Genomic DNA, 16,123 nt, shown 5'->3' on the forward strand with positions numbered 1-16,123 from the left:
GTCGATGTCGATGTCAGGATTGCGGCGCGGCGGTGCGCGCCATCGATTCGTGCAGCGCGCTCACGAGCCGCACGCGCAGCGCGCCGAGCGCCTGAACCTGCGCGTCGCGCGGCGCGGGCACGTCGATCGCGAGATCGAGCGCGATGCCGCCGCGTCCGAGCACGCAGACGCGGTCGGAAACGAGCAGCGCCTCGTCGATGTCGTGCGTGACAAGCAGCGTCGCGGCTTGCGTGTCGCGCACGACTTGCAGGAGCAGGCGCTGCATGTCGGCGCGCGTGACTTCGTCGAGCGCGCCGAACGGTTCGTCGAGCAGCAGCGTGCGCGGTTCGCGCGCGAGCGCACGGGCGAGCGCGGTGCGCTGCGCCATGCCGCCGGAGAGCTGGCGCGGCGCGAAATGCGCGGCGTGCGCGAGGCCGACTGCCTGGAGCGCCGTGGCCACGCGCGCCTCGCGGATGCCGCGCGCGAGCGCGGGCTGGCGGCGGAAGTTCAGGCCGAACGCCACGTTGCGCTCGACCGAAAGCCAGGGCAGCAGGCACGGGTCCTGGAACGCGAGCGCCACGTCCGGGCGCGTGCCTTCGAGCCGCTCGCCATCCACGTGCACCTCGCCCGCCGCGGGCGCGATCAGCCCGGCGGCGATGCGCAGCAGCGTGGACTTGCCCGCGCCGCTCGCGCCGAGGATCGCCACGAGTTCGCCCGCGCGCACTTCGAGATCGACGCCGTCGAGCACGTTGCGCTGCTGCCAGCCCATGCGGATGCCGCGCAATGCGAGGCGCGCCGCGTCCGTTGCAAGCGCGCCGCGGCTCATGCGGCCTCGCTGCGGCGATGCTGCGCGAGCTGGTTCTTCAGCTGCACGAGCGTGGGCGTGACGATGGGCACGAAGGCGGCTTCGCGGCTGCGGCGCGCCGTGTCGTTCGTCACGCGCGGCGTGCCCGGCGCGCAGAGATAGCCGCGGCCGCCGGCCGCCTGCACGTCGAGGCGCGCCGCAGCCGCGACCACATCGGCGAGACCGATGCGCACTTCGAACTGCGCGGCGGGCTGGGCGACGAACGCGCCGCTCGTCACGCCGTCGTAGAGGCGCGCGGTCAGCGCGTCGAGCTCGCGGCGCAGCGCGGCGGCATCGTCATCGAGCGCGGCGCGCACGGCGGGGCTACTTGCATCGATCGATTCGAGCGCGCGGCGCGCGAGTCCGATCGACATCCCGCATTGCAGGCCGAGGAACGCGGGGCGGGCGCGCGCAAGGAACGCGCGCGCGTCGGCGGCGATCAGCCAGCTCGCGTCGAGCACCGTGTTCGAGAGCGTGAGCGCGGCCGTGTTGCTGCCGCGCAGGGCGATCAGGTCGAGGTCGTCGCTGCGCATTACGCCTGGCGCATCGTGCGGCACGGCGAAGATCGCGGGCGGCGCGCCGTCGTGACGGTCGAACGCGGCGGCGACCATGAAGCCTTCGCGGCGCAGGTTCGTGATCCACGGCAGCGCGCCGTCGAGCGCGAAGCGCGTGGCGCCGCTGTCGAGCGGCACGGCGTGCAGATGGAGCGGCTCGATTGCGCAGAGATACTTCATGGCGTTCGAGAGGCCCGTGGCGCCCGCGTGGGTGCCCGCGAGCAGCGCAGGCAGCCAGCGGGCGCGCAGCGCCTCGTTATCGCTTTGCAGCAGGTATTCGATGAACGAGCGCTGCCCCCAGAACACGAACGCGCTCGCGAGCGAATGGCGCGCGACGGCGGCAATGGCTTCGATCGCGTCGATGGTCGTGCCGCCCGAGCCGCCCAGCGCATGCGCTACGCCGACGCGAAACAACTCCGCGCGCGCGAGGCGCGGCACGATCTCGCTCGCGTGATTGTGATGCTGCGCGTGGGCGTCGATGGCCTCGGCGTGCGCGTCGAGCCAGGCCGCGAGATCGGCGGGCAGCGTGTGGACGAGCGCGCGTGTCATGCGGCGCGCCCGCCCGCTTCCCAGCGCCAGGCGGCCAGTTGCGGATTCAATTCGTTTTGCGCGAGATTGTTCGCGAAGTTGCAGAGCGTGGCGAGGCTCACGCCGAGCACGACTTCGAGCGCGTTTGCATCGCTGAAGCCGGCCTCGAGAAACGCAGCGAGCGCCGCGTCGGGCACGGCGCCGCGTGTAGCGATGACCTCGCGCGCGAACGTGGCCACGGCGTCCAGACGCGCATCGCCGCTCGCGCGGCCGTCGCGCAGCGCGTCGACGACCGCCGCGGGCAATTGCGCTTTCTTGAGCGCGACGGCCGTATGGCCGGCGACGCAAAAACCGCAGCCGTGAATCGCGGCGGCCGTGATCTGCACGGCTTCGCGCTCGGCGAGCGTGAGGCCGCTGCGGCCATTGATCTCGCCGACGGTCAGATACGTTTCGAGCGCGACCGGCGCATTGGCGAGCGAGGCGACGAGATTCGGCAGAAAGCCGTTCGCGGCCTGCGAACGCTCCAGAAACGGGCGGCTCGCTTCAGGCGCGCTCTCGACGGTGTGCAGCGGCAGACGGCTCATGACGGTTCCTCGCAGATTCGATGAAAGTGGCTCGATTATGTTGGCGCGCGCAGCGGCGGGCAATGCGCAGGCGTCTGCGATTCATGCGGATTTGTCTTGCGTGCGGGTATGGGTGTGGGTTTGGGTGCGGTCAGGCGGGCTTCGATGTCGATGAATCGCCGAGCAAGGCGCTCAGCGAAGCGCTCAATGAAGCGCAAGCTGCGTGTCGGTATTGGCATCGGCATGATTCGCAGTGCGCCGCCATGCGCCGGGCTGCACACCGGTCACGCGTTTGAACGCCTGCGCGAAGGCCGATTCCGATTGATAGCCGACTTGCCCGGCGGCATCGGGCGTACTCGCGCCGGTGCTCAGCATCGACGCCGCGAGCTTCATGCGCACGAGCGTGACGAATTGCGCGGGCGGCTGCCCCGACAACTCGGCGAACAGCTTGCAGAACCGCGCGCGCGACATGTGGATGAATTCGGCCATGCTGGCCGTGGTCCAGGGCTTGCCGGGATCGGCGACGATGGCCGCGACGAGCGGCGCGAACGCGGGCCGGCGCATCAGCGACCAGAAGCAGGGCGCCAGTTCGTCGTTGCCGTCGAGCGCGCGCAGCGCGTAGACGAACAGCAGGCTCGTGAGACGCGCGATGAGCGGCGAGGGCGTGCGTGGATCGAGCAGCGCCTCGGCGCGAATCAGCTCGAAGATCTGGCGCGCGCCATGGAGCGCGGACTGATCGCGGCGCGCAATCACGTGATCGGGCAGCAGGCCGAGCACGAGGTCGTCGAGTCCCGATTTGAACTCGAAGAAGCCGCACGCGAGACCGAGACTGCCGGGCGCTTCGTGGCCCGCGGCGTCGAGCGGCGTCATCGTGCCCGCGCGCGCCGTTTCGCGGCCGCGCTCGGGCGCGAGCGGATCGGGTGACAGGCAGTGCGGCGTATCGGCGAGCAGGAACACGGCGTCGCCCGCCGCGAGCGCCACGCTGCGCGCGGGGCGCAGCGCCTGCGCCGGCAGATGCAGCCAGCACTGGCCGTGCAGCACCACATGAAAGCTCGCGCGCCGGTGCCCGCTCGTCGAAGCCTGCCACGCGCCGCAATACTGGCCGACGTGGAAGAGCGTGCTGCTCAGTTCAAGACCTTCGAGCAGCCACGCGGAGAGAGCATCGACATGAGAGGGCATACGTTCCATCCAGCTTGTGCAAAAGCCTCGGCGAACCTCGGGCACGGTGTCTCACCATAATCGGTTCCGGCGCTGATGCAACGAAATTCTCGTTAGATGCTTATCTGCGGTTTCGCATAAGGCGACGATTTCCGTTTTTGCACATGCAGCGCCGCTTCATTTGCATTGCAGATTTAATTGGTTGGCGCTCCGGGGCGCCGGTCGCATAGTGGATTCCAGTCGTCTATAGACAGCAGCAGCGGACAGCAGCACGTCCACCGGCGCCGCTGGCACACAAGGAGACACCATGGCAGTCGAATCGCTGGAAAAGCCACTACACGCGGACCTCGAAACCTCGCGCCGGGCGGCGCAGGCGGCGGCCCTTCCTTACGCGGGAAGTCTCACGCCGCAGCAGGCGTGGGCGCTGCATCAATCGGGCGACGCCGTGCTCGTCGACGTGCGCACCGCCGAGGAGCGCCGCTTCGTGGGCCACGTGCCCGACACGCTGCACGTGGCGTGGGCGACCGGCACGAGTTTTACGCGCAACCCGCGTTTCGTGCGGGAGCTCGAAGCCAAAACCGGCAAGCACGCGGCCATCGTGCTGCTGTGCCGGAGCGGCAACCGCTCGGCGCAGGCCGCCGAGGCGGCCACGCGCGCCGGCTTCACGCAGGTGTTCAATGTGAGCGAGGGCTTCGAAGGCGAGCGCGACGACGCGGGCCGGCGCGGCACGCGAAACGGCTGGCGTTTTCACGGTCTGCCCTGGGTTCAGGATTAGTTTGCGCGGCGTGACCGCGCCCGAGGAAGGGGGGCATGGCGTGACGGTATTTCATGTGACGGACATCGTCGATGCGCTGCGCACGGTGCGCCAGCGCTGGCGCGAAGTGCAGCGGCGCTCGCTGGAGCCGGGCGGGCGCGAATTGCCTTCGCGCGAGGTACTCGCGGAGATCGTGGCGACGCTCAAGGGCGTGCTCTTTCCGATGCGCCTGGGTCCGGCCGATCTGCGGCAGGAGAACGAGGACTTCTTTGTCGGGCATGCGCTCGACTCCGCCTTGCAGGCGCTCGTGGGGCAGGCGCATCTGGAGTTGCGCTACCGCGCGAGGCAGCAGGGGACCGAGAGCGAGGCGCGCGTCGAGGACCAGGCTTCGGCGCGAGTGCGCGAGTTTGCATCGCGCCTGCCGGAGATCCGCGAGGTCCTGGACACCGACGTGCTGGCGGCGTTTCAGGGAGACCCCGCGGCCGGCAGCGTGGACGAGGTCCTGCTCTGCTATCCGGGCGTGCTCGCCATCATCCACCACCGCCTCGCCCATGAGTTGTACCGGCTCGGCTTGCCGCTGCTCGCGCGCATCGTTGCCGAACATGCGCATGCGCAGACGGGCATCGACATCCATCCCGGCGCGCGGATCGGGGCCAGTTTCTTCATCGATCATGGCACGGGCGTGGTGATCGGCGAGACCGCCGTGATCGGCGAGCGCGTTCGTATCTATCAGGCGGTCACGCTGGGCGCGCGGCGGTTTCCTCGCGATGCGAACGGCAATCTGGAGAAAGGCGGCGCCCGTCACCCCATCGTCGCAGACGACGTGGTGATCTACGCGGGCGCCACGATTCTCGGCCGGGTGACGCTCGGGCGCGGCGCCGTGATCGGCGGCAATGTCTGGCTGACGCAGGACGTGCCGCCGGGCGGCCACGTGAGCCAGGCGAGTCTGAATAGCGAGGCAAGCAGCGGGGCTGGCGTGCTCGCATGAATCGAATAAAGCAGGCCGTCACTGAAACGGAATCGCATAAATATTTAGTCATGCGAATAATCTGGAAACGGAGATCGTGCGATGTCCGTTGCGTGCGCCTTCGAATGTCTGGCGTAAAGGGATGATGACGCCGCTGGTGAGGGATCTGGGCGCGGCGGTGCGCAAGCTGCGCGAAGGTCATGCATGGTCGCAGGAGCATCTGGCCGAAATGGCCGGGCTGAACCGCTCGTTCGTCGGCGAGATCGAGCGCGGCTCCACCATCGTGTCGATTGTGACGCTGGAGAAACTCGCGCGCGCCTTCGACGTCTCGATCGCGGCGCTATTGCCGGACCACGGTAGCACGGTCGCGCCACCTGTCGATGTCGAATGACTCGGGGAAGCGCGTGGCACATGCATTGGCGGCTATAGCATGTTGAAGCCGCGGGGCTGCAGTTCTCATAATTCGATTCGCTCATATGCTTTGCTGTTTTTCTTCTATAAAACCTGGAGCCTGAAACATGTCGACGATCGTGAGCAGCCCCACGGCGCTCGGAGATAACGCGGCGCGGCAGCTTGCCAACGCCACCAAAACCGTTCCCCAGCTTTCCACCATTACGCCGCGCTGGCTGACGCATTTGCTGCAGTGGGTGCCGGTCGAAGCGGGCATCTACCGGCTCAACAAGGTCAACAACCCCGAAGCGGTGGTCGCTGCCTGCACGGCGCGCGAGGACGAGAGCACGCTGCCCAATACCTATGTGCCTTACGAGGAGCATCCGCGCGAATACTTCCTCAATGCGGTGAGCACGGTGCTCGACGTGCACACGCGCATCTCCGATCTCTATAGCAGTCCGCACGATCAGATCAAGGAGCAACTGCGTCTCACGATCGAGACGATCAAGGAGCTCCAGGAAAGCCAGCTCATCAACAATCCCGATTACGGGTTGCTTGCGAACGTGGAGGAGGACCAGCGCCTGTTCCCGTTGACGGGCGCGCCCACGCCCGACGATCTCGACGAGCTGCTGACGAAAGTCTGGAAGGAGCCGGCGTTTTTCCTCACGCATCCGCTCGCGATCGCGGCGTTCGGCCGTGAATGCACGCGCCGGGGCGTGCCGCCGCCCACGGTCAGCCTGTTCGGTTCGCAGTTCATCACGTGGCGCGGCATTCCGCTGATTCCGTCCGACAAGGTGCCGGTGGCCGACGGCAAGACGAAGATCCTGCTGCTGCGCGTGGGCGACAAACGCCAGGGCGTGGTCGGCCTCTATCAGCCCGGCGTGGCGGGCGAGCAGGGACCGGGGCTCTCGGTGCGCTTCATGGGCATCAACAATCAGGCGATCGCGTCGTATCTGATTTCGCTGTATTGCTCGCTCGCGGTCCATTCGCCCGATGCACTCGCGGTACTCGATGAAGTGGAGATCGGCAAGTACCATGACTATGCAGACACCTATCGCTAATCCGGCGGGCCTGCCCGATCCGGCGACGCTCGCGCGTCTCGCGACGGAATTCTTCAGCGCGCCGCCGGGCACGGCGGTCGCGCCGGAGGTCTCTACGGGCAGCGGCGCGGTGGGCGGCGTGCCGTCGGCGCTGCCCGCGGCCGCGCCGATCCTCGCGTCGGTCGGCAACCCGGCGCCGGGCGGCTCGCCGCTCGCGGGGCCGGGCGGCTTCGGCACGGGCGTGCCGGGCGCCGCGCCGCCGCAGGGCATCGTGCCGGGCATCAATCTCGCGCCGTCCGCGCCCACGCACGTCCTCTCGCTCGGCAACCGTGCGCCCGCGCTTGCGCCGCATGCGGCCGCGCAGAATGGCTTGCCGGACAACGTCGTGACGATTGCACCCGCGCTCGAGCCGCGCGTGGGCGGCGCCGCGCTCGCCGTGCCCGCGCAGCAGGAGGAGGCGCGCGCGCAGGCCCGGCAAGCATCGTCTGCTTCGCCTTCGCCGTTCTACTTTCTGGCCGACCCGCAGCGCAGCGTGCGCGACACGCAACCGGCGCTCGCGGTGCCTCGCGATTTCACCAGCGACGTGGCCGATCCGAGATCGTTCGGATTGCCAACCGAAAACGATTTGCGTGAGCTCCTGCCGCTGCATCGCTTCAAGCAGGACGAAGCCGGTCATGCGCCTTCGCGCCAGGGGTCGCTCTACGTGCTCGACGACGCGCGGTCCGCCGCGCATCCGCGCGAAGCGCAGCGCGAACCCGCCTTCGCGCCGGCGCATCCGCCGTTCGACGTCAACGCGGTGCGGCGCGATTTCCCGATCCTGAGCGAGCGCGTCAACGGCAAGCCGCTCATCTGGTTCGACAACGCGGCCACGACGCACAAGCCGCAGGCCGTCATCGACCGGCTCGCCTGTTTCTACGCGCACGAGAACTCGAACATCCATCGCGCCGCGCATACGCTGGCCGGCCGCGCGACCGATGCCTACGAGCATGCGCGCGAGACCGTGCAGCGTTTCATCGGCGCGTCGTCGCCCGAGGAGATCGTGTTCGTGCGCGGCGCCACGGAGGCGATCAACCTGGTCGCGAAGTCGTGGGGCGAGCAGCATATCGGCGAAGGCGACGAGATCGTGGTGTCGCATCTCGAGCACCACGCGAACATCGTGCCCTGGCAGCAACTCGCCGCGCGCAAGGGGGCGACGCTGCGCGTGATTCCCGTCGACGATTCGGGCCAGGTGCTGCTCGAGGAATATCGCCGCTTGCTGAACGACCGCACGAAGATCGTCGCGGTCACGCAGGTGTCGAACGCGCTCGGGACCATTGTGCCGGTCGCGGAGATCGTCGAGCTCGCGCATCGCGCGGGGGCGAAGGCGCTCGTGGACGGTGCGCAGTCGGTCTCGCACATGCGCGTGGACGTGCAATCGCTCGATGCGGACTTCTTCGTGTTCTCGGGGCACAAGATCTTCGGGCCGACCGGCATCGGTGTTGTCTATGGCAAGCGCGACATTCTCGAAGACATGCCGCCGTGGCAGGGTGGCGGCAACATGATCGCCGACGTGACGTTCGAGCGTACGGTGTTTCAGCCGCCGCCCAGCCGCTTCGAGGCCGGCACCGGCAATATCGCCGACGCGGTCGGGCTGGCCGCGGCGCTGGAGTACGTGACCCGCATCGGCATCGAGAACATCGCGCGGTACGAGCATGACCTGCTCGCCTATGCGACGAGCCTGCTCGTGCCGATTCCCGGCGTGCGTCCGGTCGGCACCGCGCGCGAGAAGGCCAGCGTGCTGTCGTTCGTGCTGAAGGGCTACACGACCGAGGAAGTGGGCCAGGCGCTGAACCATGAGGGCATCGCGGTGCGCGCGGGGCATCACTGCGCGCAGCCGATCCTGCGCCGCTTCGGGCTGGAGGCAACGGTGCGCCCGTCGCTGGCGTTCTACAACACGTGCGACGAGGTCGATGTTTTCATCGACGTGATCCGGCGGCTCGCGGCAAGACGCTAACGGCGATTGAGGACGCGGCACCGCATGCCGGGCGTTGCCGCGCAGATCGCCAGTGGCAAATCGCCCGTATCGCTTTTGATCTGAGAAATGGTTGGTTCCTTCGTGCGCGTGGCGCCGTTAGGCTCTGTGCATCGCCAGTGCTCATCTCCAATGACGACGCACGGCGCAACACACGAAGGAATCTCGACAATGAAAAACAGAATCTGGGGCGCAGTGCCTGCTGCACTGCTGACGGCATGGCTTGCCGTAGCATCGAACGCCGCGCATGCGGATCGTCTGGACGACATCAAGCGGGCCGGCGTGCTGCGCGTGGCGGCATTCGACAGCAACCCGCCGTTTGGTTTCGTCGATTCGAAGGACAATCAGATCGTCGGGCTCGACGTGGACTATGCGCGCGCCGTGGCGAAGCAGCTTGGCGTGAAGCTCGAAATCCAGCCGACCAATCCCGCGAACCGCATCGCGTTTCTGAAATCGGGCAAGGTCGATCTGGTATTCGCCAACTTTACGATTACCGATGACCGCAAGAAGGAAGTGGATTTCAGCACGCCGTATTTCGCATCGGGCACGCAGTTCATTGCGAAGAAGGGCGTGCTCAAATCGCCGGATCAATTGAACAGCTTGCGCATAGGCGCGGACAAGGGCACGACCAACGAGCAGCAGGTGCGCGCGAAATTCCCGAGCGCGACCATCGTCGCCTATGACGACACGCCTTTTGCTTTTGCCGCGCTGCGCACGGGCAACGTGCAGGCCATTACGCAGGATGGTCCGAAGCTCGTCGCCTTGCTCGCGCGCGCGCCCGACAAGGCGAACTACGAAATCTCCCCTTTCACGATATCGAACGACTATGAAGGCGTGGGTGTGCCCAAGGGCGAAACGCGCCTGCTCGATGCGGTGAACGGCACGCTGACGCATCTCGAAGCGGATGGCGAAGCCGCGCAGATTTATGACCGCTGGTTCGGCCCGAAGAGCGCCGCGCCGCTGCCGCGTCTTTTCAAAATCGGCGATCCGGAAAAAAGCAGCTGAGCGCTGTAACGACCTTTGAAGTGAGCCCCGTCTCGCCGCATGCGGCGCGGCGGGGCCTTGGACTTTTCTTTTACTGATCCATGGATAGCTGGCTCGAACCGAAATATCTCGCGTGGCTCGAACAGGGGTTCTTCGTCACGTTGACACTCTCCGCCTGCGCGGCGGCGTGCGCGACGCCGCTGGGTTTCGCACTGGCCGTCGCGCGCACGGCACGCAATAGCGCAATCGCGCGCGGCGCGGCGCTCTACGTGTTCGTCTTCCGCAATTCGCCGCTGCTCGTGCAACTGCTGTTCTGGTACTTCGGCGTGGCCGCCGTTCTGCCGTCGGGCTGGATGAACTGGCTCAACGTGCAGCACGCGGTGGCGCTCGGTCCGCTCACGCTGCGTTGGCCGAGTTTCGAATTGTTCGCGGGCTGGGTGGGACTGACCTGCTACACGACGGCATTCATCGGCGAGGAGTTTCTGGCCGGCATGCGTGGCGTGAGCACGGCCCAGGGGCAAGCCGCCGCCGCGCTCGGCATGAGCCGCTACGCGACGCTGCGCTACGTGATCCTGCCGCAGGCACTGCGCATTGCGACGCCGCCGCTCGCCGGCCAGTACATGAACGTGGTGAAGAACTCGTCGCTGACGATGGCGATCGGCGTCGGGGAATTGTCGTATATGTCGCGTCAGGTGGATACGGAGAGCTTCAGGACCTTCCAGGCGTTCGGCACCGCCACCGTGTTCTATGTGCTGGCCATTGCCGTTATTGAAGTGGCGCTGGTGCTCTGGCAACGCGCCGGCATGCGCGCCTTGCAGCGAGGCCGCGCATGAACGGCTTCGACTGGCTTTCCATGCTCCGCTATCTGCTGCTCGGCGCGTTTCCGGCGGGGCCGTTGGGCGGCGTGGCGCTGACGATTGTGCTTTCCGTGGTGTCGGCGCTGCTCGCCGCGCTGATCGGGCTCGCAGGCGGCATTGCGCTCGCCATGACGCGCGGCGCGGTCCATCTCGCGCTCACTATCGTGGTCGCGTTCTTTCGCGCGATACCCGTGCTGATGCTGATTTTCTGGACCTTTTTCCTGATGCCGATCCTGCTGCACGTCGACGTGCCGGGCCTCGCGACCGTGGTGTGCGCGCTGGCGCTGATCGGCGGCGCGTATCTCTCGCATTCGGTGTATGCGGGCATCGCCTCGATCAGCGAGGGGCAGCGCCAGGCCGCACTCTCGCTGGGCTTGACGCGCTGGCAGGCAATGCGCGAAGTCGTGCTGCCGCAAGCCGTGCGGGTGATGATGCCGTCGTTCGTCAATCAGTGGGTATCGCTGATCAAGGATACGTCGCTGGCCTATATCGTCGGCGTGCCGGAGTTCGCGTTCCTCGCCAATCAGCTCAACAGCCGTCTGATGGTCTATCCGGCGCAGATCTTCCTGTTCGTCGGGCTAGTTTATCTGCTGCTGTGCAGTGCGCTGCAGTGGCTCGCCAATGCGTGGCTCGCGCGCCGGAATTCGCCGCGACAGCGTGCGAGCGAGCCGAATTCGATCAGGCATCCTGATCGATATGCAAGGCGATCGGTGATGGTCAGCCCGGCCGCGCCGCGCAGGGCGCGAGACTAATGCGCCCGTATCACGAAGCAGCCGGCAGGGTTTGAGTGAGCGTGGACACGAAGCGCGCGGTGCGTGCATCGCGCGGGCACGAGAACAGCTCATGCGACGGACCGGCCTCGACGATCGCGCCGTCCTTGAGGAAGACGGCGTCGTGCGCGACCGAGGCCGCGAGCCGCAAGTCATGCGTCGCCATCAGCATCGTCGTGCCTTCGAGCGCGAGCTGGCGCAGGACTTCGACGACTTCGGCGGAGAGCTCGGGGTCCAGCGCCGAGGTGGGCTCGTCGCAGAGCAACACCTGGGGCGACGGAGCGAGTGCGCGCGCGATCGCCACGCGCTGCTGCTGACCACCCGATAGCGTGGACGGCCACGCATTCGCTTTCTGCGCGATGCCGACCTTGTCGAGCAGCGCGGCCGCGCGCTCGCGGGCACGCGGCTTGTCCCACTTGAGAACCGTGAGCAGTCCTTCCATCACGTTATCGATGACGCTCAGGTGCGGGAACAACTGAAAGTTCTGGAACACCATGCCCGTATGCCGCCGGACCGACGCGATCTCATCGCGCGAGAGCCGATGGCCGCCGTCGAATTCAACACGGGCGTCACCGACGCTCAATGCGCCGGCGTCGGGTACTTCGAGCAGATTGATGCAGCGAAGCAGCGTGCTCTTGCCGCTGCCGGACGGTCCGATCAGCGCGGTGACGCTGCCGGATTTGAGCGTCAGGTCGATGGCCGAGAGAACCTGATGTTCTCCGAACCATTTGTGGAGTTGCTCGATGCGGATCATCAACGCCCCGCCGAAAACAGGGCGTGGCGGCCATAGCGCACTTCGAGCTGCCCTTGCGCCTGCGAGAGCACGGAACTGAACACCAGGTAGATCAATGCCGCCTCGGTATAAAGAATCAATGGTTCGTACGTCACGGCCGCGATGCGCTGCGCCGCCTGAAAAATCTCCGGCACGGTCAGCACCGCCGCAAGGGACGTGTCCTTCACGAGCGAGATGAACGAGTTCGAGAGCGCGGGCAACGCCACGCGAATCGCCTGCGGGAGAATTGCGCGGCGCAGAGCCTGCGCGCGCGTCATGTTCATCGAATAAGCCGCTTCCCACTGGTCACGCGGAATCGATTCGATCACGCCGCGAATGACTTCCGCGTTATAGGCGCCGACATTGAGCGAAAAGCCGATGATCGCCGCCGTCAAGGGATCGAGCACGATGCCCACATTGGGCAAGCCGTAGAAGATGACGAATAGCTGAACGAGCAGCGGCGAACCGCGAAAGAGCCAGATATAGAAGCGCACGGCCGCGACGGCCCATCGCGGCCCGAACAGGCGCACGAGCGCCGCGCAGAACGCGAGCGCAATCCCGATTGCGAATGAGGCGATCGTGAGCGGAACGGTAAAGACCAGTCCCGCGTAAAGCAATGGCCACAACGATTGCGCCATCAGATGCAGCCATGCCGGCATGGTTCAATCCGCCTTATTGCGAAACGTCTTTGCCGAAATACTTCTGCGAGATTTTGGCGTAGGTGCCGTCGGCCTTGATTTCGGCCAGCGCCTTGTCGATGGCCGCGAGTAGTTCGGGGCTGCCCTTGCGGATCAGCACGCCCGACTGATCGTCGGCCGAGGAGGTATCGGTGGCCGCGATCTTGAGCCTCGCGTCGGGCTTGTGCTTCTGGAAGTCGAGGAACGAGAGCGAGTCGTTGACGGTGGCGTCCACGCGGCCCGACGTCAGCAGGTCAATCGATTCGTTGAAGCCTTGCACCGGCACCACGTCCGCACCGTGCGACGCGGCGAGCTTGCCGAAGTTGCTGGTCAGCGTATTGGCCGACTTCTTGCCCTTCAGGTCGTCGAACGAGTGGATGGTCGTGTTGTCCGCGCGCACGATCAGCACGGCGTGCGTTGAAATATACGGCGTCGAGAAATCGTACTTGGCCTTGCGCGCGTCCGTGATCGAGACTTCGTTGATCACGGCGTCGTAGCGGTTGACGTCGAGGCCTGCGATCAGGCCGTCCCATTTGCCTTCGATGAATTGCGGCTTCACGCCGAGGCGCTGCGCAATGGCGCTGGCGATATCGACGTCGAAGCCGGTCAGCTTGCCCGCCTCGTCATGGTAAGTAAACGGTGCGTACGTGCCTTCGGTGCCGACACGAAACACGCCGGACGCCTTGACCTGGGCGAGATCGTCGGCGGCGAGGGCCGGTGCCGCGGCAAAGGCCGACAGGAGGGCGGCAAAGAGAGCGGAGCGCAGGAGTTTCATGATTGAAGCAGGAAAAGTGCGGGGCCTGGATGGATCGGCATCCAGGGCGAGTGGGCAGATTCTACGAGCCACGCGCGTGGCCGCAAAACAGGCACATTTCCTATGCATATGCGCTACTGGAATATGGCCGGAAGGCGGTCGGATGGCGCAGCAGTCACCGCGAGTCCGCAGCTCGCGCACGAGCGGCTAATCGGCTTTCTATGCATTCGACATTTTTTGCGTACGTTTCACTGAAAGTATTTTCAGTCGCTTGCCGGCGAGCTTGCTTCATTCGTTTTCAGCGCCTACTATCGGAACGCACGTTTGCCTTGTTTGCCTCATAAAAGTTTTTTCCAAAAACCCTGCACGTGCGACTGGGGGCTTTATGTGGATTATTTCGTGGAATATACAAAAGATAAATGCGGAAAAGGCCGCAGGCTTTTCCCGGGAAATTGGCGATGTCGTCAACGGAATTGTTGGCAACGATCCGTTTGTTCTATTCGTTCTTGAAAACAAGACTTCCGCGGATGGGGTCATGGATTCGATTGGCACGGGCCTGGCGGCCAGCCAGTTGATCAAGAAAACGATAAAGACCGGCGGCTCGAATACGCTTCAGGAAAACATCATCGTTATAGCGGGCAATGGCGCGACGTTCGACGAGCCATCGCAATTCGAAGACTGGCATATCGATTATGCATCTCGCTGCGTGAAACTCCATACTCACGAGTTCCAGGCCGTTCAAACCGACGTCCAGCGACTTCGCGACTTCCGGCCCACGCGCTCATCGACGGAAAGCGCCCGCGACAGGCGCGAAAATAGCGCCAGCGAAAACACGTTCCGCGACGCCGATACGCTGAGAAACCCGATTTCGCTGACCGTTCGCTGGGGAACGAAATACGCGAAGGTATTGGTGCTTCATGCGCCGGGGCCCAGTGACGGCCAGGATCACACGGAAACCACGGCTGAGATTTTTGCGCAAGCGGTGTTCGGCGCGGCGAACCAATACGATATGGTCATCGGCGATTTCAATTTAAGAACCGACTCCGATATTTCCGCGGGTTTCATCGATCAATCCATGTTGCTCGGCGCCACGACGAAGGGCTCGGAAGAGGGCCGCCATATGTACTCGAGACTGGACCGCGTCTATGTGCGGCCCGGTTTCCCGGTGACGTCCAAGCTGGTATCGGATTCCGACGACAAGCAACTGACCGATCACCACTGCCTGGCAGTCCGTATGGATCAGCGCGAACAGCGGCTGATATCCGATTACTTTCAGTTCCAGCCGTCGCCTTTCCGGCGCCAGGAAATCGGATCGTTTAACCGCGTGCAGGCGAGAACCCGCCGGGATCCGCGCTCGGCTACCCTGACTTATGAAATGTCGCTCGATAGACGAAGGAACGAGAGAGCGGAGCACCAGGCAAAGGCGCGCGAGGAAATGATTCGCAAGAACCGGACGTGAAGTTGGTCAGGGGAGTGAAGAGGGGCCGCGCCATCGGCGTACAAATTTTCACAACTCGCCATCAAGGAATGAAATATGCTCGCCCTTCCGCATGGTTACAGAAGAAGAGAGGGGAGCATGACAAGCCGACAAATGAAGCCGCCGCGCGGGTTGGTCCTGCCGCTCGCGACGGTCTGCGTGGCTGCGGGGCTGGCGTTCGCGGCGTCCGGCGTCCGCGCGCAAACCGATGCTTACACGAGCGAGCCGGTCGATCTGTTCGCCGGCCCGTCCGACGCCTATCCGGTCGTGAGCGAGCTCGGGCCCAACGTGCCGGTCACGGTGATGGGCTGCGTGAGCGACTATTCCTGGTGTGACGTCGCGCTGCCGGGCCTGCGTGGCTGGATCTATGCGGGCTATCTCAGCTATCCGTATCAAGGCGCCTATGTGCCGCTGGCCGGCTATGGCGCGGCGATCGGCCTGCCGATCGTCGCGTTTTCGGTGGGCGCTTACTGGGGCAGTTTCTATCGCGACCGGCCCTGGTACGGCGATCGCGAGCGCTGGGCGCATGTGCCGCCGCCGGGCCGCGGTCGTCCGCCGGAGCCGCACTATCAGGGCGGCCCGGGACGGCCTCTGCCGCCGCCCGGCGCCGGCCGACCGCCCGAACCGGGGCGGCCACCCGGCAACGAAGCGCCGCGCCCGCCTGGGGAAATGCAGCGTCCGCCGATGGAGGGTGCACGTCCGCCTGCGGAGATGCAGCGTCCGCCTGCCGAAATGCAGCGCCCGCCCGCCGAGATGCAGCGTCCCCCCGCCGAGGGCGCACGTCCGCCCATGCCGCAACCCAACGCGGGCCGGCCGCCCGCGCAGGCCCCCGCGCCCGGATTCAATCGCCCCCCCGGCCCGCCGCCTGGCGGCGCCCGCCCGCCGGAGGCGCCGGCCGCGCATGGGCGTCCCGAGGGGGCGCCACAAGGCGGACATCCGTCCGGTCAGGGCGGTGGTCACGGCGAGCAGCGGCAGCAGAACTGAGGCGTTCCGCCTCTCGTACGACAGCAAGGACGCCTGCAACGGGCGTCCTTGCTTTTTCTT

Annotated in this window: 17 protein-coding genes; 10 read left to right on the top strand and 7 right to left on the bottom strand. The window is 65.9% G+C overall.

Translation table 11 applies throughout. The annotated features are described in order from the left end of the window. Window positions 1-13: 13 nt before the first annotated feature. The 4 genes from U5775_RS31680 to U5775_RS31695 form a co-directional block, all read right to left on the bottom strand. A complete protein-coding gene (locus U5775_RS31680; RefSeq protein ID WP_322062072.1) occupies window positions 14-805 on the bottom strand; it encodes an ABC transporter ATP-binding protein in 792 nt (263 codons plus the stop codon). After that, a complete protein-coding gene (locus U5775_RS31685; protein ID WP_322062073.1) occupies window positions 802-1,926 on the bottom strand; it encodes an acyl-CoA dehydrogenase family protein in 1,125 nt (374 codons plus the stop codon). Before U5775_RS31685 ends, U5775_RS31680 begins: the two co-directional genes overlap by 4 nt. After that, window positions 1,923-2,489 carry a carboxymuconolactone decarboxylase family protein gene (locus U5775_RS31690; protein ID WP_322062074.1) on the bottom strand — a complete coding sequence of 189 codons (567 nt, stop codon included), beginning with the start codon at window positions 2,487-2,489 and terminating at the stop codon, window positions 1,923-1,925. The genes U5775_RS31685 and U5775_RS31690 overlap by 4 nt, the downstream gene beginning before the upstream one ends. A 183-nt stretch (window positions 2,490-2,672) precedes the next feature. After that, window positions 2,673-3,647: an AraC family transcriptional regulator gene (locus U5775_RS31695; protein ID WP_322062075.1), complete on the bottom strand. Its 975-nt coding sequence runs from the start codon at window positions 3,645-3,647 to the stop codon at window positions 2,673-2,675. A 286-nt stretch (window positions 3,648-3,933) separates the two neighbouring features. On the opposite strand from U5775_RS31695, the gene U5775_RS31700 reads away from it, so the two are divergent. The 8 genes from U5775_RS31700 (at window position 3,934) to U5775_RS31735 (ending at window position 11,381) form a co-directional block, all read left to right on the top strand. Further along, the gene (locus U5775_RS31700) at window positions 3,934-4,401 is read left to right on the top strand and encodes a rhodanese-like domain-containing protein (RefSeq protein WP_322062076.1); all 468 of its coding nucleotides are present in this window, start codon (window positions 3,934-3,936) and stop codon (window positions 4,399-4,401) included. Between the two features lie 40 nt (window positions 4,402-4,441). Next, complete coding sequence (epsC, locus tag U5775_RS31705) at window positions 4,442-5,368, top strand: serine O-acetyltransferase EpsC (protein WP_322062077.1); 927 nt, start codon at window positions 4,442-4,444, stop codon at window positions 5,366-5,368. Between the two features lie 124 nt (window positions 5,369-5,492). Further along, window positions 5,493-5,738 (top strand): helix-turn-helix transcriptional regulator, encoded by a 246-nt coding sequence (locus U5775_RS31710; protein WP_322062090.1) that lies wholly within the window; start codon window positions 5,493-5,495, stop codon window positions 5,736-5,738. 127 nt (window positions 5,739-5,865) lie between these two features. Further along, entirely contained in the window at window positions 5,866-6,798 is a 933-nt protein-coding gene (locus tag U5775_RS31715) for a family 2A encapsulin nanocompartment shell protein (protein ID WP_322062078.1), read from the top strand. Then, a complete protein-coding gene (locus tag U5775_RS31720) occupies window positions 6,773-8,770 on the top strand; it encodes a family 2A encapsulin nanocompartment cargo protein cysteine desulfurase (protein ID WP_322062079.1) in 1,998 nt (665 codons plus the stop codon). The genes U5775_RS31715 and U5775_RS31720 overlap by 26 nt, the downstream gene beginning before the upstream one ends. A 189-nt stretch (window positions 8,771-8,959) precedes the next feature. Further along, window positions 8,960-9,793, top strand: coding sequence for an ABC transporter substrate-binding protein (locus U5775_RS31725; protein WP_322062080.1), 834 nt, complete (start codon window positions 8,960-8,962; stop codon window positions 9,791-9,793). Between the two features lie 80 nt (window positions 9,794-9,873). Further along, complete coding sequence (locus tag U5775_RS31730) at window positions 9,874-10,605, top strand: amino acid ABC transporter permease (protein WP_322062081.1); 732 nt, start codon at window positions 9,874-9,876, stop codon at window positions 10,603-10,605. Continuing rightward, window positions 10,602-11,381: an amino acid ABC transporter permease gene (locus tag U5775_RS31735; RefSeq protein ID WP_322062082.1), complete on the top strand. Its 780-nt coding sequence runs from the start codon at window positions 10,602-10,604 to the stop codon at window positions 11,379-11,381. The genes U5775_RS31730 and U5775_RS31735 overlap by 4 nt, the downstream gene beginning before the upstream one ends. Before the next feature lie 10 nt (window positions 11,382-11,391). On the opposite strand, the gene U5775_RS31740 is transcribed toward U5775_RS31735, so the two are convergent. Genes U5775_RS31740 through U5775_RS31750 form a run of 3 tightly spaced genes read right to left on the bottom strand, consistent with a single transcriptional unit; the run spans window position 11,392 to window position 13,623 of the window. After that, complete coding sequence (locus tag U5775_RS31740) at window positions 11,392-12,153, bottom strand: amino acid ABC transporter ATP-binding protein (RefSeq protein ID WP_322062083.1); 762 nt, start codon at window positions 12,151-12,153, stop codon at window positions 11,392-11,394. Continuing rightward, window positions 12,153-12,830 carry an amino acid ABC transporter permease gene (locus tag U5775_RS31745; protein WP_322062084.1) on the bottom strand — a complete coding sequence of 226 codons (678 nt, stop codon included), beginning with the start codon at window positions 12,828-12,830 and terminating at the stop codon, window positions 12,153-12,155. The genes U5775_RS31740 and U5775_RS31745 overlap by 1 nt, the downstream gene beginning before the upstream one ends. 13 nt (window positions 12,831-12,843) lie before the next feature. Next, window positions 12,844-13,623 carry an amino acid ABC transporter substrate-binding protein gene (locus U5775_RS31750; RefSeq protein ID WP_322062085.1) on the bottom strand — a complete coding sequence of 260 codons (780 nt, stop codon included), beginning with the start codon at window positions 13,621-13,623 and terminating at the stop codon, window positions 12,844-12,846. 364 nt (window positions 13,624-13,987) lie between these two features. Between U5775_RS31750 and U5775_RS31755 the strand changes: the two genes are divergently transcribed. After that, window positions 13,988-15,061, top strand: a complete 1,074-nt coding sequence (locus U5775_RS31755) for a hypothetical protein (RefSeq protein WP_322062086.1) — start codon at window positions 13,988-13,990, stop codon at window positions 15,059-15,061. A 117-nt stretch (window positions 15,062-15,178) separates the two neighbouring features. Next, window positions 15,179-16,063, top strand: a complete 885-nt coding sequence (locus tag U5775_RS31760; protein ID WP_322062087.1) for an SH3 domain-containing protein — start codon at window positions 15,179-15,181, stop codon at window positions 16,061-16,063. The last annotated feature ends 60 nt before the right edge of the window (window positions 16,064-16,123 follow it).

The organism is Paraburkholderia sp. J63 (assembly GCF_905220245.1).
Lineage (GTDB): Bacteria > Pseudomonadota > Gammaproteobacteria > Burkholderiales > Burkholderiaceae > Paraburkholderia.

Excerpts from the sequence above, each read along its gene's own strand:
- U5775_RS31680 (WP_322062072.1), bottom strand. The coding sequence starts at position 805 with ATGAGCCGCGGCGCGCTTGCAACGGACGCGGCGCGCCTCGCATTGCGC.
- U5775_RS31685 (WP_322062073.1), bottom strand. The coding sequence starts at position 1,926 with ATGACACGCGCGCTCGTCCACACGCTGCCCGCCGATCTCGCGGCCTGG.
- U5775_RS31690 (WP_322062074.1), bottom strand. The coding sequence starts at position 2,489 with ATGAGCCGTCTGCCGCTGCACACCGTCGAGAGCGCGCCTGAAGCGAGC.
- U5775_RS31695 (WP_322062075.1), bottom strand. The coding sequence starts at position 3,647 with ATGCCCTCTCATGTCGATGCTCTCTCCGCGTGGCTGCTCGAAGGTCTT.
- U5775_RS31700 (WP_322062076.1), top strand. The coding sequence starts at position 3,934 with ATGGCAGTCGAATCGCTGGAAAAGCCACTACACGCGGACCTCGAAACC.
- U5775_RS31710 (WP_322062090.1), top strand. The coding sequence starts at position 5,493 with ATGACGCCGCTGGTGAGGGATCTGGGCGCGGCGGTGCGCAAGCTGCGC.
- U5775_RS31715 (WP_322062078.1), top strand. The coding sequence starts at position 5,866 with ATGTCGACGATCGTGAGCAGCCCCACGGCGCTCGGAGATAACGCGGCG.
- U5775_RS31720 (WP_322062079.1), top strand. The coding sequence starts at position 6,773 with ATGACTATGCAGACACCTATCGCTAATCCGGCGGGCCTGCCCGATCCG.
- U5775_RS31725 (WP_322062080.1), top strand. The coding sequence starts at position 8,960 with ATGAAAAACAGAATCTGGGGCGCAGTGCCTGCTGCACTGCTGACGGCA.
- U5775_RS31730 (WP_322062081.1), top strand. The coding sequence starts at position 9,874 with ATGGATAGCTGGCTCGAACCGAAATATCTCGCGTGGCTCGAACAGGGG.
- U5775_RS31735 (WP_322062082.1), top strand. The coding sequence starts at position 10,602 with ATGAACGGCTTCGACTGGCTTTCCATGCTCCGCTATCTGCTGCTCGGC.
- U5775_RS31740 (WP_322062083.1), bottom strand. The coding sequence starts at position 12,153 with ATGATCCGCATCGAGCAACTCCACAAATGGTTCGGAGAACATCAGGTT.
- U5775_RS31745 (WP_322062084.1), bottom strand. The coding sequence starts at position 12,830 with ATGCCGGCATGGCTGCATCTGATGGCGCAATCGTTGTGGCCATTGCTT.
- U5775_RS31750 (WP_322062085.1), bottom strand. The coding sequence starts at position 13,623 with ATGAAACTCCTGCGCTCCGCTCTCTTTGCCGCCCTCCTGTCGGCCTTT.
- U5775_RS31755 (WP_322062086.1), top strand. The coding sequence starts at position 13,988 with ATGTGGATTATTTCGTGGAATATACAAAAGATAAATGCGGAAAAGGCC.
- U5775_RS31760 (WP_322062087.1), top strand. The coding sequence starts at position 15,179 with ATGACAAGCCGACAAATGAAGCCGCCGCGCGGGTTGGTCCTGCCGCTC.